12 protein-coding genes and 1 riboswitch are annotated in these 14,338 nt (G+C 47.0%); of the genes, 7 read left to right on the top strand and 5 right to left on the bottom strand.

What is annotated here, in order from left to right:
* Nucleotides 1-68 precede the first annotated feature (68 nt).
* A complete protein-coding gene (locus Q4Q57_RS08490) occupies nucleotides 69-761 on the top strand; it encodes a hypothetical protein (protein ID WP_311890556.1) in 693 nt (230 codons plus the stop codon).
* A 244-nt stretch (nucleotides 762-1,005) separates the two neighbouring features.
* On the opposite strand, the gene Q4Q57_RS08485 is transcribed toward Q4Q57_RS08490, so the two are convergent.
* Together Q4Q57_RS08485 and Q4Q57_RS08480 are read right to left on the bottom strand one after the other, a co-directional pair.
* Nucleotides 1,006-1,506, bottom strand: a complete 501-nt coding sequence (locus tag Q4Q57_RS08485) for a GIY-YIG nuclease family protein (RefSeq protein WP_311890555.1) — start codon at nucleotides 1,504-1,506, stop codon at nucleotides 1,006-1,008.
* An 11-nt stretch (nucleotides 1,507-1,517) separates the two neighbouring features.
* The gene (locus Q4Q57_RS08480) at nucleotides 1,518-3,653 is read right to left on the bottom strand and encodes a S9 family peptidase (RefSeq protein WP_311890554.1); all 2,136 of its coding nucleotides are present in this window, start codon (nucleotides 3,651-3,653) and stop codon (nucleotides 1,518-1,520) included.
* Nucleotides 3,654-3,820: 167 nt separating this feature from the next.
* Nucleotides 3,821-4,050, top strand: a riboswitch (FMN riboswitch).
* Between the two features lie 190 nt (nucleotides 4,051-4,240).
* Here Q4Q57_RS08480 and ribB point away from each other — a divergent pair.
* Nucleotides 4,241-4,894 carry a 3,4-dihydroxy-2-butanone-4-phosphate synthase gene (gene ribB / locus Q4Q57_RS08475; RefSeq protein ID WP_011848186.1) on the top strand — a complete coding sequence of 218 codons (654 nt, stop codon included), beginning with the start codon at nucleotides 4,241-4,243 and terminating at the stop codon, nucleotides 4,892-4,894.
* A 442-nt stretch (nucleotides 4,895-5,336) separates the two neighbouring features.
* Nucleotides 5,337-8,561 (top strand): EAL domain-containing protein, encoded by a 3,225-nt coding sequence (locus Q4Q57_RS08470; RefSeq protein WP_311890553.1) that lies wholly within the window; start codon nucleotides 5,337-5,339, stop codon nucleotides 8,559-8,561.
* Between the two features lie 72 nt (nucleotides 8,562-8,633).
* Here the strand turns inward: Q4Q57_RS08470 and ftnA are convergent, their stop codons facing one another.
* Nucleotides 8,634-9,170 carry a non-heme ferritin gene (ftnA, locus tag Q4Q57_RS08465; protein WP_006083664.1) on the bottom strand — a complete coding sequence of 179 codons (537 nt, stop codon included), beginning with the start codon at nucleotides 9,168-9,170 and terminating at the stop codon, nucleotides 8,634-8,636.
* A gap of 349 nt (nucleotides 9,171-9,519) precedes the next feature.
* Between ftnA and moeA the strand changes: the two genes are divergently transcribed.
* From moeA to Q4Q57_RS08445, 4 genes are all read left to right on the top strand, one after another.
* Nucleotides 9,520-10,773, top strand: coding sequence for a molybdopterin molybdotransferase MoeA (gene moeA, locus Q4Q57_RS08460; RefSeq protein ID WP_311890552.1), 1,254 nt, complete (start codon nucleotides 9,520-9,522; stop codon nucleotides 10,771-10,773).
* 10 nt (nucleotides 10,774-10,783) lie between these two features.
* Entirely contained in the window at nucleotides 10,784-11,551 is a 768-nt protein-coding gene (gene moeB, locus Q4Q57_RS08455) for a molybdopterin-synthase adenylyltransferase MoeB (protein ID WP_011982076.1), read from the top strand.
* Between the two features lie 99 nt (nucleotides 11,552-11,650).
* A complete protein-coding gene (locus tag Q4Q57_RS08450) occupies nucleotides 11,651-12,313 on the top strand; it encodes a Bax inhibitor-1 family protein (protein ID WP_106648561.1) in 663 nt (220 codons plus the stop codon).
* Nucleotides 12,314-12,330: 17 nt separating this feature from the next.
* On the top strand, nucleotides 12,331-12,588 hold the full coding sequence (locus tag Q4Q57_RS08445) for a DUF333 domain-containing protein (RefSeq protein WP_311890551.1): 258 nt from the start codon (nucleotides 12,331-12,333) through the stop codon (nucleotides 12,586-12,588).
* A 73-nt stretch (nucleotides 12,589-12,661) separates the two neighbouring features.
* Here Q4Q57_RS08445 and rlmF read toward each other — a convergent pair whose 3' ends face one another.
* Nucleotides 12,662-13,759, bottom strand: coding sequence for a 23S rRNA (adenine(1618)-N(6))-methyltransferase RlmF (rlmF, locus tag Q4Q57_RS08440; RefSeq protein ID WP_311890550.1), 1,098 nt, complete (start codon nucleotides 13,757-13,759; stop codon nucleotides 12,662-12,664).
* Between the two features lie 56 nt (nucleotides 13,760-13,815).
* Nucleotides 13,816-14,238 carry a flagellar basal body-associated protein FliL gene (locus Q4Q57_RS08435; protein WP_006083670.1) on the bottom strand — a complete coding sequence of 141 codons (423 nt, stop codon included), beginning with the start codon at nucleotides 14,236-14,238 and terminating at the stop codon, nucleotides 13,816-13,818.
* Nucleotides 14,239-14,338: the final 100 nt, after the last annotated feature.

Raw genomic sequence — 14,338 nt, 5'->3', positions numbered from 1 at the left:
AATGCAAAAATATACCGGAAGAGATCAACGTTCTGAATTCGACAACCCAATTTTAATTAAGTGATAATATGGACATTTCATCTTTTAAGAAATATATAAAGTTAGCACCAGAAAATGTTTCAGAATGGCAGAGATGGGAAAATTCATTGCCTACCTTCGATTCTATATTACCAATATTGGATTATGTATATAACGCTGAGTGGCAGCGAGATGATTGGAAAGCCATAATGGCATTCATTCGGAAAGGTTATGTTGAGCAAAATGAATCATCTGAATTGGTTGACGGGATTAAGCATGTAAATATATTCAACTCCAAAGTTATTAATCTAAAAATTGATGTCGCAATTTCATTAAACTGCTCCGTTGTTCGTTCATTAGAGTCAATTAATTTATGCTCAGACTCAGTGGAATCATTAAGTGTGTCCCATGCAAGCAAACTCTCTGAAATTACCGGAAACACCCAGAATTTAAGCTACTTATCTTTAAATAAATGTCAAAAGTTAGATTTTGGTTCTATCATTTCAACGCTTGACAGCGTAAAAATTTTAGACCTCAGTGGAAACCCACAGTTGTCCAGTATTGACGAGTTGCGTGGAAATAAAAATATTTTTGCGTTATATCTTGTTGAAACAAATGTAATTAAGACTAAAGAGACTGTAGAAATCTTGGCTTCGATACCAAACTTGAAAAAAATTTGGATTAAAGCAAACAAAAAGGAGTTAGAGCTTTTGAGAGAAGCTCTACCAGGGATTGTAAATTAAGCATAGAAAAGACCGGACATGTAGTTCGAGAGAAGTTTATCGAGAAACCCACTGTTGAATTTGGATATGTTCATGCAAATAAGATACTCAGAGGTTAGCGGGATTAAGCACTGTCATGGAAGTGACCGTCCGTGACATGGATGTCACGATCGAGCATACAGGGATGTACTTGCTGCGAGTCACTGTAATGACAGTGCTTAATCATTGTATTCAAATACCAATGACTTAACCGGATTTTACTCTTTCATATTGCACTATGTTCGACAGACTCAATCAGCGCTAGCTTTTGAGCACGGCTTAACTTTTTAACTGCGATCTCACGTCGCAGTGCATCGCCGTGACGACCAACCAGCTCTTGATACATCAGCGTTAATGGACCTTTACCCCGCAGATACTTAGCGGATTTGATACCACCCGATTGATGCTCGCTAAAGCGTCGTGTGACATCTGTAGTGACGCCTGTGTATAAATGCCCGTTGGCGCAGCGGACGACATACAAGTACCAGAGGGATGATGACTTTATGGGTGTAGGCTTCAGAGGTACAGGATTTAATAGTACGGGATTCAGCGAAGCTTCTGTCACTAATTCTGCTATTGGGGTTTCTTCTATAGTCGAAGCTTCTGTAACAACATTTTTGGTAACGACAGCGCTAGTCACTGGGGCAAGTGTGTCTGCCCCCAGTGACTCATGTTGCTGTAAAGCGCCTATGTCCGTATTGCCTAGGCTGACGGCAGATTCGGTCACTTACGAATGACCTACTTTGCCATACCTAACAGACTCAAGAAGAAGGCATATTCTTGGGCTGTGTCTTGGTACTGGCGATAACGACCACTCTTACCGCCGTGGCCGGCTTCCATATCCACGTTAAGTAACAAGACTTTATCGTCGCTCTTGTACCATTGGTTTTTAACATCGCGCAGCTTAGCGACCCACTTGGCGGGTTCAAAATACTGCACTTGTGAATCATGCAAACCTGTGGTGACCAACAGGTGTGGGTATTCATGGTCGGCAACATTGTCGTAAGGCGAGTAGCTGAGCATATAGTCGAAATAGGTCTTCTCGTTCGGATTGCCCCATTCGTCGTACTCATTGGTGGTCAACGGAATCGACTCGTCCAGCATAGTGGTCACCACATCAACAAACGGCACATGGGCGGCGATGGCAAAGTACTTGTCCGGCGCTTGGTTAGCAATTGCGCCCATTAGCAAACCGCCCGCACTGCCGCCAGAGGCGACGACCTTGTTTTTATCGCCATAACCTTGTGCCGTTAATGCCGTCGTCACGTCGATAAAATCATTGAAGGTGTTTTGCTTATTCAACAGTTTACCGTCGTCATACCAAGGGCGGCCGAGCATTTCTGAACCGCGCACATGGGCGATGGCATACACAAAGCCACGATCGAGCAGACTGATAACGGATGAAGAAAAGTCTGGTTCAACTGTGTAACCGTAAGATCCATAACCGTATTGATACAGAGGGTTAGTGCCATCTTTCTTGAATTTATCTTTACGATACACCAAAGAAACGGGCACTTTCACACCGTCGCGGGCAGTCACAAACACACGTTCGGCACGATATTGGCTGGCATCGAAGCCGCCTAAGACTTGATCTTGTTTCAATAAATCCCGTCTATCGGGATTCACTAGCGAATATTCGTATACGGCTTCAGGTGTTGTCAGACTAGAGTAGAAAATGCGTAACTTATTGCTATCTTGCTGAGAATTAACATCTAAACCCATCACATAGGCAGGCTCATCAAAGCTCAGTTCGAAAGGCTTTTGACCGTTGAACGGCATCACTTTAATTCGCGTCAGGCCATTTTCGCGGGTCTGAATAATCAGATAATCCTTGAGTACTAACTCGTCTTCGATACGGGCATTGGGGTTATGCGCAACCACTTCTTGCCACTTAGATTTGTCCGCCGCATCTTTAATGGCGACCTTCATCAAGCGGAAGTTTGTCGCCTGCCAGTTGGTGAGAATGTAATAAGTATCACCCAGCTTAGACACGCTGTATTCGTGGCCTTCTTCCCGCGCTAACACTGGCTTGAATAAACCCAGAGGTTCGCTGGCATCAAGCACCGACACTTCGCTCGTCGTGGTGCTCTCTTGGAACAGCACAATTTGCGACTCATCTAAGGTTTTGCCGAGTGAAATATAAAAAGAATCGTCTTGTTCTTCATACACTAAAACATCGCTTGATTGCTTAGTGCCCAGCTCATGGCGATACACTTGGTAGCCAAGTAAGGTTTGCAAATCTTTGGCGATATAGAACACATGTTTGTTGTCGTTCGCCCACACCACTCGACCTTCGGTATTTTCAAGCACGTCGACGATCATGTCGCCCGAGGCCAAATCTTTAAAATAGATGTGGTACACACGGCGGCTGAGGACGTCTTCACCAAAGGCCAACATGGTTTCATCTGGGCTAACACTGGCGCCGCCTAAGCCATAAAACTCATGGCCCTTAGCTCGCTCGTTAACATCCAGCATCACTTGCTCAACGCCATCGGCGCCCTTACGGCTGATTAACGGATATTCGCCGCCTTCTTTATAACGACTGTAATAGCTGTGCTGGTGCCATTGGTAGGGCACGCTCGACTCATCGGCGACTAAGCGCTCAGTTAACTCTTTAAAAAGGCCATCTTGCAGCGGCTTTAAGGGTTTGAAATAAGCCGCAGTGTAGCGATTCTCGGCTTCGAGATGGGCCAACACTTTAGGATCTTTGCGCTCATCATCACGCAGCCAATAGTAATCATCGGTACGGGTTACGCCATGTAAAGTCATCACATGGGGGATTTTTTCAGCAACTGGGGCGAGTACTTGCCCTTTTGAGGTCGAACAACCGGATAACAACATGGCAATACCTAAAGTTAGCAGCAGAGATCGCATTTATACGTCCTTGTGACGTCCATAACGACCGTCGCAGAATGCAACGGCAAATAAATTAGCATGATAGTGGTCAGGTGTGCACTAGCGCAAACATTGAACGCGAGAAGTTGCCATTCGCGGTAAATAAGAGCAACATAACCGCGTTTTTGAGCGCAAACAGCTCAAAAGCAAATTCTCAGGGCGGGGTGAAACTCCCCACCGGCGGTAAATGGGTAACGGCTAAGTGATTATTTTACTGAGCCCCCCAAAGCCCGCGAGCGCCCGAAATCACTTTCGGGGTCAGCAGATCTGGTGCCTTAGATTTTGCCTAGTGCAAAACTGACTATTCCAGAGCCGACGGTAATGGACTGTTTGCTTTAATGGCGACAGTGCTGAGTCCGGATGGAAGAGAATGTAAGACAACATTGTGGTATTTAAGTGCAACGCGCTTATGTATCGCAGTGTTAGCCTCATGTTTTGCAATAACTTCACCCCAAAGTGAAGTGATATTGCTACAGCAAAATCGAGCCATTAGGTTTGATTAGGTTGTATTTCTGCGCGCCCTGATTCTGGATATTCCAATGTCGTATTTTTTAAGGATATTAACCATGAATCAGTCTTTACTTGCTCCTTTTGGTACTGCTATCGAACGCGTTGAAGCGGGTCTTAATGCCCTGCGTCAAGGCCAAGGTGTGTTAGTTGTCGATGACGAAGATAGAGAAAACGAAGGCGATTTAATTTTCGCTGCCGAAACACTAACGAACGCCCAAATGGCCATGCTCATCCGTGAATGTAGCGGTATTGTTTGCCTGTGTTTACCCGATGAAAAAATCAAAGCCCTCGAACTGCCTGCTATGGTCGAGCACAACTCGAGCCAATACGGCACGGCATTTACTGTGAGCATTGAAGCGACTGTCGGTGTAACGACTGGGGTTTCTGCCGCTGACCGCGTGACCACCATTAAAGCCGCGATTGCCGACAACGCTAAGCCAAGCGATCTCGCTCGCCCTGGCCATGTGTATCCACTTCGCGCCCAACCGGGCGGCGTGTTAACTCGCCGCGGCCATACCGAAGGCACGATCGATTTAGTGCAACTCGCTGGCTTAAAACCCGCAGGCGTGTTGTGTGAAGTCACTAACCCCGACGGTACTATGGCGCGTTTACCCGAAATTATCGCCTTCGGCGCACTGCACAATATGCCTGTGCTGACGATTGAAGACATAGTGGTCTACCGTAAATCGCTACTGGCGAAGGTCGGTTAAGTCAGACTTTAATGGCCTAAACTTAGGTCATTAATTTAAGACGAAGGGACGTTTCGCTGCGGCAAACGTCCTTTTTATTGGGCGTTATTTGCAGTCCAACATCGCTTATCCCACCGGTTATACCATTCCCTGAATCAACGCCCATAAGAGCAAGAAATAAAGCCATTCTTTCGAATGACGAAATACTGTCTCACATCACAGACAAATGAAATGTTTGTTTGATAGGCAAAAAATACACTAATAAAAATAGTTGCTTAGCTCGATATATAACAATCTGCTTAATTTCGTGACCTAGATTAGATATCCATAAACTAAAGGTCGCCGTGACTGGCCGCCTATGTTAAATATTCTCACCCTGTGCCTAGTTCCATTTTCAACTCAAGTTCAACGTGATGACGTTGAATTTCTTTTTTAGCTAGGCGAACGAGTGGAGTGATCTTTAATGCCGTCAGCGCTACACCACCTCAGTTTGAAGCAAAAGCTCATTCTGTTTTCGCTTGTCCCCTTGTTGATGATGAGTTTTTTTATTCTGACTCGCATGCATGGCTTAATAAATGAATCACACTCGGCCAAGCAAAACCATCTTGCGGTGCAGACGACGGTACACATCACCGAATTACTGTATCAGTTGCAGAACGAATATGGTCTGAGCACCAATCAACTGCCCGCCGATAACGCGCTACTCGCGCAACAACAGGCGACCTCCAACGCATTCAATACGTTACTTAATAGTGAACCTTTAGCCCACCTCAGTGAGGCACTCGATCCTAACAGTATTGAAGCCAGTCAGATGAACGCATTATTAGATGCCATCACACTCACGGGCCACAGACTCGCCAACGCACGCCAAACCCTTGCGAGCGAAACACAAAGCCCGTTTACTGACCTCTATAGTCAACTGCACACTCAGCTGTTGCAGCTCATTCAACTATTACAGTTACAGACCAACGAAATCAGCCAATCCCGCGCCTATACCGATTTAATAAACCTGCTAATGGTGCAGGAACTCGCCGTAAAAGAACGTAGCGCGATCAATCATTTGTTACTAAGCGACTCACTCAATCTGAATGATTACCGCACCATAGGCTCCTTCATGTATGAATATGGCCGAGCCGTGATGCACGCAAGCAATGCAGCGATTTCCGATAGAAAATCGTTACTGCAAAACCTGCAAGATTCGCCAGAGAATCAACGTATTCTGCAGATAAGCCAACAAATTGAGCAGCAAACACGCATTAGCGCACTCGCACAGAATATTAATGCCAACTTAGGTTACGGTGGCTTAATGGGGAGTTTTCAGGACTCTCTGCTGAAGGGCGATGACGTTTCACTGCAAAAATTTAATAGCGCGCTGGCGACGATTCATCTCAACTTAGATGAACTCAATCACGAGACCCGCTTTCTCCCCAAATTTAAGCCGGCGCTGAAAACCATTGAGAACAGCATAGATCAATACCAATTCAGTATGGCCAAGCTGCTGCAATTGAAGCAGCAAGGCTTGCCGATGGCGGAGATCAACGCCATCGCGCAAGTCCCAGCCAGTGAGGACAAGTTAAGCCAAGCGATGACACAGCTGCTAATGCCGCCACATCCGATTGACAGCCAAAAATGGTGGGCACTCACCACCCAGCGTATTGAACAACTGCATCAACTCGCCAAAGGCATCACCCAGACCATGGCGCAGCAGAGCGAGTATCAACAAAACCAAGCCCTGACCTTCCTCGGCCTGTACTTGTTATCAGCCCTGTTCACCGCAACCGTTACACTCTGGCTCGGACAGAAGATCATTCGCAACTTTATGGATAAAATCACTAAGATTGCCAATGACATGCAGCAAATGGCGGAAGATCCTAAGCTCAATATCAATATCCGCGTTTCAGGTACTGATGAACTTGCTCGCATGGCTCGCGCCATGAACCGCATGATCAGCGAACGGCAGAAGGCGAACCATGCGCTCACCCGCGCCGCTGCGGTATTTGACTATTCTGCCGAGGGCATAATGGTGACTGATGCCGATAACCATATCGAACTGGTCAATCCGGCTTTCTGCAATATTACTGGCTATACATTGGAAGAGGTGAAAGGCCGCAGCCCATCCATCCTCAGTTCTAGCCGCCATTCGCAGCACTTTTACACCACCATGTGGGAGTCGCTGCAAACGGAAGGAAAATGGGAGGGCGAGGTTTGGAATAAGCGCAAAAATGGCCAAGTGTATCCCGAGTATTTAGCCATTACTGTGGTGCGAAATGAGCAAGGACAAATAATCCAACACATTGGTTTATTTATGGATATCAGTAAGCGTAAGCAATATGAGCAAGATCTTTGGTATCAAGCCAACTTCGATGCGTTAACGGGACTGCCTAATCGTAAGTTGTTTAATGAGCGCCTGCAGCACGAAATCCATGTGGCGCAGCATGACTCACGCAAACTGGCGATTCTGCTGATAGATTTAGACCAATTCAAATACATCAACGATGTGCAAGGCCATGCCACGGGCGACTTATTACTTAAAGATGTGGCCAAACGCTTAGAAGGCATTGCGGGTAAAACCGACTTTATTGCCCGCATTGGTGGCGATGAATTTGTCCTTATTTTACCGCGACTAACCAACGAGCTTGCCATCGAACACATGGCAACGCGTATTATCGAAACCTTAGGCATACCATTTGACTTAAATGACCGCGAGATCCAGATTTCAGCCAGCTTTGGTATCGGCGTCTATCCCGAAGATGGCCTCGATGTCAGCTCACTCACCCGCAATACCGAAACCGCCATGTATCAAGCTAAAGATGCGGGACGGAACAATTTCAAATACTTCACCGCTGGTATGAATCAAGCCATGTTCGCCCGGATGGAATTAGAGCAACGCCTGCGCCGCGCCGTGGCACAAAATGAATTTGCCCTGCATTATCAACCCATAGTGGATATGCAAACTGGAGTGGTCTGCAGCGTCGAAGCCCTTATCCGCTGGCAAGACCCCGACTTTGGCCTGATCCCACCGGATCAATTTATCCCGCTGGCCGAAGAAACCGGACTGATAGAACCTATGGGCGAATGGGTGCTCAACCAAGCCATGCATGATCTCAGGCAGTGGCAAAAAAGTGGCTTAAAAATCAATGTCGCGATTAATGTTTCCGGTCGCCAATGCATCAACACCCGCGGCATGGGATTCGACCAAGTGCTGCAGGAATGCTTTAACCGCCACCATGTAAACCCACGCAATGTGCATATTGAGATCACTGAGAGCATGCTGATGGGCGATGCCAGCCATTGCTTGAGCACGCTCGAATCGATTCGCCATTTAGGCTCGCAAATCTATATCGATGATTTCGGCACAGGTTATTCTTCCCTGAGTTATTTGAAAAAATTCCCGATTTCAGTGATTAAAATCGATCGTAGCTTTGTGGAAAATGCCCTCGAAAGTAACGCTAATGCTAACTTAGTCAAAGCTATCGTCATGATGGGGCAAAGTCTCGAAATGGAGTTAGTGGCCGAAGGCATAGAAACCGAGGCCCAGTGGCACTTCCTGCGGGATCTAGGTTGCCACTTTGCCCAAGGATATTTGATCTCTAAACCACTGCCCTTCGACGAGATCACGCCCTTGCTGCACATCAAGCACACAGCACTGCTCAATCATGATTACCAAGATAGTTGTGTGAATATCTAAGCTTATAAAAAATAAAATGATAAAGAACAAAAAAGCAGCCTAGGCTGCTTTTTTGTGGCAAATAAAACGGACTTAAGCCTGTGGTTGGCCTTGACCGTTCATTATGCTTTCGCCGCCCTTAGAGGCTAACTTAGCTAAATCTTTATCAATAAAGAACAGCGCCTTACCATCTTCACCCACTAAACGTATCTTATCGACAATCGACTTGAACAGCTTTTCTTCTTCGTGCTGCTCGGCCACATACCATTGCAGGAAGTTGAAGGTTGAGTAGTCTTGATTCGAAAAGGCGGCATGGGCCAAGGCATTAATCTGACTAGTGATCAACTGCTCATGTTCATAGGTGAGTTCGAACAGAGCCAGTAAAGAACTAAACTGTGACTGCGGCGCTTCGATCGCCCCTAACAAAGGTAAGCCACCGGTTTCACTCACATAAGTGAACAGACGACGCATATGGCCCATCTCTTCGTCCGCGTGCTCACGCATAAACTTAGCTGCACCTTCAAATCCCTGATCTTCACACCATGCGCTCATTTGCAGGTATAAATTTGAGGAGAAGAACTCCATATTAATTTGTTCATTCAACTTTTCGATCATAGTGGCTGACAGCATAGTAAATCCTCTTTTGCATTCGAACTGAATCATGGGGCACATTGTCATCAAGGGGGTCGACAAAAGCAACAAAATTTACCTTTAGATTTTTAGCTAAGTTAATGATTCATTGATAAAAATGATTTTCATTTGTCCAGCGACTCGCGTTCAGCCTTCGACTTAGCTGCGCAAATTGCGTTACTTATTGCTAGGTTATCATCCAAAGTGGCAGGAAAAACTGACTGGCCTATCACAGAAACTCACAAGCAAATCATAGCCATCGCCGATCACCGTGGCATAATAGCCAATCATAGTCAGGTGGAAATTCATTCAGCGTCATCACGACCCATTGCATATAAGGCAGACCCTCATGTCCGTAAAAGCCGATCCTTGTTCGCAACCTAGCTTAATGCATCCAGATCAAGCTATTCCCCTTTTGCTCGAACAAGTTAGCCCAGTGTCAGACACCGAAGTCGTATTGCTTCCCCATGCCCTTGGCCGCGTCCTTGCGGAAGATCTCGCTTCCTGCATCGACCTGCCGCCCTTCGACAACTCTTCAATGGACGGTTACGCCTTCCGTTTTGTCGACTTGAATACGCAAACCAATCGCACCTCATTACGCCTTATCGGCACTTCGTTCGCCGGCCATGGTTTTGAAGGTGAAGCCAAACCTAATACTTGCATACGGATCATGACGGGCGCGCCTGTGCCTGCAGGTTATGACACAGTACAAATGCAGGAAGAAGCCGAAGTTGAAGGTGAGATTATTCATATTCGCCACCCTAAGGCGCAAGGCGCCAATGTGCGTTACCGTGGTGAAGAGCTGACCCAAGGCACTAAAGTGCTCACTGCTGGTATTCAAATTGGCGCCGCTGAACTCGGCGTATTAGCCACTATTGGTATCAGCCAAGTGCGAGTCTATCGTCAACTTAAGGTGGCGTTTTTCTCCACGGGTGATGAACTGCGTCCTGTTGGCAGCGAACTCGCGCCGGGGCAAATTTACGATTCAAACCGTTACTCGATTCAAGGTTTACTCAGCCGCGCTAATGTGGAATGGCTCGATTTAGGCGTAATAGCCGATGATCCTGAAGCCATACGTCAGGCATTTCGCCAAGCCGCCAGCCAAGCAGATATGGTGCTAACCTCGGGCGGCGTGTCGGTAGGCGAAGCGGATTTCACGAAACAAATTCTCGATGAAGAAGGCAAAATCACCTTCTGGAAACTCGCCATCAAACCAGGCAAGCCCTTCGCCATGGGAAAAATTGGCAAGGCGGTATTCTGTGGTTTACCGGGCAATCCCGTGTCTTCTATGGTGACGTTTTATAAGCTCGTTTGGCCTATCCTGAACAAGATGCAGGGTTTAACCCCAGTTGAACCTTTGATGTTAGACGCCATACTCACCACACCGGTGCGTAAACAACCGGGCCGCGTCGAATATCAACGGGGCATTTTAAGCCGTAATGCAGAGGGCAAACTCGAGGTTGCCATTACTGGTAGCCAAGGTTCTGGCATGTTGACTTCAATGAGCCTAGCGAACTGTTTCGTTTTATTGGAACAATTCCAAGGGGATACTGCCGCTGGCACGCAAGTGACGGTCGAGCCCTTTAACAGCGTGCTCTGCTAGGAAAATCTCTATGAATGTGCCTGACGATATTCTCAGCGACAGCGAACTCTTAAGATACAGCCGTCAGATCTCCATCAAAGCCATGGATATCGACGGCCAAGAACACCTAAAACAAGCGAAAGTGTTGATGATAGGTGCAGGCGGATTAGGCTGCGCCGCCAGCCAATACCTCACAGTTGCAGGGATTGGCGAGCTGACCTTGGTCGATTTTGATCACGTTGAACTCTCTAACCTGCAGCGCCAAGTGCTGCATCAAGATGCCAATGTCGGCCAGCCAAAAGTCGAATCGGCCAAACAGAGCCTGAGTCAGCTCAATCCCTTTATTAAGATCAACATTATCAATGCAGTATTAGATGATCATGAGATTGACGCCCTTGTCGCCAATCACAATCTAGTGCTCGACTGCACCGATAATGTCAGTGTGCGCGAACAACTCAATCTCAGCTGTTTTAAGCATAAAGTGCCCTTAGTGTCCGCGGCAGCCATTCGGATGGAAGGCATGGTCACAGTGTTTGATTATCACAGCGACACACCTTGTTATCACTGCTTTAGCGCCCTATTTGGCGAGCAACAACTCAGCTGCGTCGAGTCAGGCATACTCGCGCCTGTGGTCGGCATGATAGGTTGCTTGCAGGCAGTTGAAGCCATCAAGGTCATCACTGGTATGGGTAAAACCTTAGCGGGACGCATGTTGATGATCGATGCGATGACGATGGAGTTTCGTGAGATGAAACTACCGAAACACGCCAACTGCAGTGTCTGTGGTACTCAGGCTTAAGATATTCTCGCTTGAAAAACAGCTTTACTTGCCTTAAGTTAGCCCGATGCTGGTGAGGCTGAACGACCAGTTAACATACGGAAATAAAAAGGAAAATATATGGATTCGGAAAATAGTGTATTTGATCGCATGACCACAGACGATCCCATCGTTGGCGCTGGTATCTACAACCTCGTTATCGGCCTCACGCTGATTTGGGGTTTTGCCGTTAACTATTGGATGGTCACCAATATCGACCCAGAAGCGATTGCCAGCGTGAATCCTTGGATTTTCTTTATCGGCTATTTTGCCTCCTGTTTTTTCGGGATTTATCTGTTTCAAAAATCGAGCAATCCCGTGGTCAGCTTTATTGGCTACAACTTTGTAGTCGTCCCCTTCGGCTTAATTATCAATATGGTAGTCAGTCAATACGACCCTGAATTAGTGACGGAAGCCATTCGCATTACTGGCCTAGTAACCATTGCCATGATGTGTCTAGGCACACTCTTTCCCGCCTTTTTCCAGAAAATTGCCGGTGCACTCACGATTGCTTTGTTGCTGGTTATCGTAGTCGAGCTAATTGAAGTGTTTATCTTTAATACTCACCACGGCATTTTAGATTGGATAGTGGTGCTGATTTTCTGCGGGTATATAGGTTACGACTGGGGACGGGCGAATCAGATCCCTAAAACCATAGATAATGCCATCGATAGCGCTGCCGCTTTGTATATGGATATCATCAACTTATTCCTACGCATTCTGCGAATTTTAGGGCGTAAATAAGTCACCAAGGAGTGTCTATGAAAGTCCTATTACCGTTTACTGCAACTTTACTGCTGGCAACTGTGGCACTCGTGGGTTGCGGCGAAGCTGAAAAACCTGCTGCGCAAGTTAAGATTGCTAATCCGGCCTCTGAGTATTGCATCTCTCAGGGTGGTAGCTTAGTAATAGAGAAAACCGCCGAAGGTGAGCATGGTATCTGTACCTTGCCAAACGGTGAAGCCATAGAAGAGTGGGCGTTATTCCGCCGTGATCATCAGGAAGAAAAGCCGCAGTAACAGTGGTTATTTTTACCTTTAATCAAAACAGGCGCCATTGGCGCCTGTTTTGTTATTAAGTAAACTGAAAATCTTAATTGGCTAAGTGTTCAGCGCGCCAGATTTTGCGCTTAGCGGCCGACTGAAAGCTCCACGCTAAGACCCGCGTAATTTTATTGCCTTGCTGCATTTCAATCGTCTTTACGGTATCGACGTTCAACTGTGCTAAGGCTTGATAACAAGGTTTCAGGTTTTCTTGCTTCGATACTAGGCTAGTAAACCACAAGCATTGGTCTGCAAACATCTGACTCTCACGGATCATGGTCGCCAAGAACTGTCGCTCTCCACCTTGGCACCAAAGCTCTGCCGCTTGGCCGCCGAAATTCAGCTTAGGTGCAGCCTTTACTGAGCTCCCCCGATTAACCTGTAGATTATTCACCTTACGCTTTGTACCTTCGCTCGCCTCGGCCATAGAGGCATGAAACGGAGGATTACACAGGGTTAACTCAAAACGTTCTTCGGCTTGAATAACTCCCTTGAATACCGCCTTGTCATCCGGTTGTAATCGCAAGCTTATCCGCCCTTGCAGCGCAGGGTTTTGCTCGATAATACTCTGCACATTGGTGAGTGAATGGGCATTGATATCCGAGGCAACATATTGCCAGCCATACACTTGGCAGCCCAATATGGGATAAATGCCGTTCGCGCCTGTGCCAATATCCAGCACCCTCGCCTTATCCATGGCACATGACTTATCGCCTTCGGCTAACAGATCTGCCACGTAATGCACATAATCGACGCGACCGGGGATCGGAGGACAAAGTGCGCCCTGAGGAATATCCCAAGAACCAATTCCATAGTGATGTTTGAGTAACGCCGCATTGAGGGTTTTGACTGCCAGCGGGTCGGCAAAATCTATCGATAGCGCGCCATAGGGCGTGGGCCGCACAAAGGTTTTCAGCTGAGGAAATGCACTGATTAGCGCCGGAAAATCATAGCCATTCAAGTGGGCGTTACGCGGATGCAGGGCTTTTTTGATTTCAGCTCTGGGTTTGTCTTTGCTTGGCTTTGCTCTGCCTTTTCCTTCAGGTTTCGCCTGCTTTGGTGCTTTAGCTTTTTGGCTGGGGTTCGCTGCGCGGGTTGCGGTTTTCGCAGTCGCTGATGGAACGGATTTCACGGCAGGTTTTGACATAGCAGCTCTTGTAACACTGGGCCGACATCAGTCAGCCCATAAAATAAGACAATGAATTAATCGTACAGATAAGAGGTAAAGAGTAAGTTTACAATCAAGGCTTTACCCGCTTCTTGAGTGAGCAGATTATTGACCATATCGAAGCACTCACGACGGATTTCTTCACGGCCAGTGAGTGACTTAATCTTTTCTTCTGATTGATTGCCTAACACTTCAACGATAGCGGCGCGCAATAGCGGATCGTGGCGCTCAACTGTGACCAAATCATCTGGGCTCTTAACCATTAACTCGACGCTGATCTTCACAAAACCTAATTTCTTGCGGTTAGAAATGTAGTTAGTGACGATTTCGGGCTCAAAACCATAGTAGGCGTACTCACCCGTAGGCGTCGCAGCAGGTGCAGCTTCTTTTTCATCGGCCGCATAAACACTGAAAACACTGGTAAACAGGATCAGACAGACTGAGAGTAATTTTTTCATAGCGGCTTACGGCTCCCTAAAAACAATAATGGTAATGGAAGAAACTTCCCAATCTATCTGCTCGCGTCGCGACATGCTAGACTGCCGACGTTTGCCTATA

The organism is Shewanella sp. SP2S2-6, assembly GCF_031931965.1.
Lineage (GTDB): Bacteria > Pseudomonadota > Gammaproteobacteria > Enterobacterales > Shewanellaceae > Shewanella > Shewanella baltica.
The sequence above is the reverse complement of the archived record's forward strand: the minus strand, read 5'-3'. Positions and strand labels throughout refer to the sequence as shown.

What these genes read in the sequence shown, in the direction of transcription:
- moeA (WP_311890552.1), top strand. Translation starts at nt 9,520, where the DNA reads ATGTCCGTAAAAGCCGATCCTTGTTCGCAACCTAGCTTAATGCATCCA.
- Q4Q57_RS08470 (WP_311890553.1), top strand. Translation starts at nt 5,337, where the DNA reads ATGCCGTCAGCGCTACACCACCTCAGTTTGAAGCAAAAGCTCATTCTG.
- Q4Q57_RS08480 (WP_311890554.1), bottom strand. Translation starts at nt 3,653, where the DNA reads ATGCGATCTCTGCTGCTAACTTTAGGTATTGCCATGTTGTTATCCGGT.
- moeB (WP_011982076.1), top strand. Translation starts at nt 10,784, where the DNA reads ATGAATGTGCCTGACGATATTCTCAGCGACAGCGAACTCTTAAGATAC.
- ftnA (WP_006083664.1), bottom strand. Translation starts at nt 9,170, where the DNA reads ATGCTGTCAGCCACTATGATCGAAAAGTTGAATGAACAAATTAATATG.
- rlmF (WP_311890550.1), bottom strand. Translation starts at nt 13,759, where the DNA reads ATGTCAAAACCTGCCGTGAAATCCGTTCCATCAGCGACTGCGAAAACC.
- Q4Q57_RS08490 (WP_311890556.1), top strand. Translation starts at nt 69, where the DNA reads ATGGACATTTCATCTTTTAAGAAATATATAAAGTTAGCACCAGAAAAT.
- ribB (WP_011848186.1), top strand. Translation starts at nt 4,241, where the DNA reads ATGAATCAGTCTTTACTTGCTCCTTTTGGTACTGCTATCGAACGCGTT.
- Q4Q57_RS08435 (WP_006083670.1), bottom strand. Translation starts at nt 14,238, where the DNA reads ATGAAAAAATTACTCTCAGTCTGTCTGATCCTGTTTACCAGTGTTTTC.
- Q4Q57_RS08445 (WP_311890551.1), top strand. Translation starts at nt 12,331, where the DNA reads ATGAAAGTCCTATTACCGTTTACTGCAACTTTACTGCTGGCAACTGTG.
- Q4Q57_RS08450 (WP_106648561.1), top strand. Translation starts at nt 11,651, where the DNA reads ATGGATTCGGAAAATAGTGTATTTGATCGCATGACCACAGACGATCCC.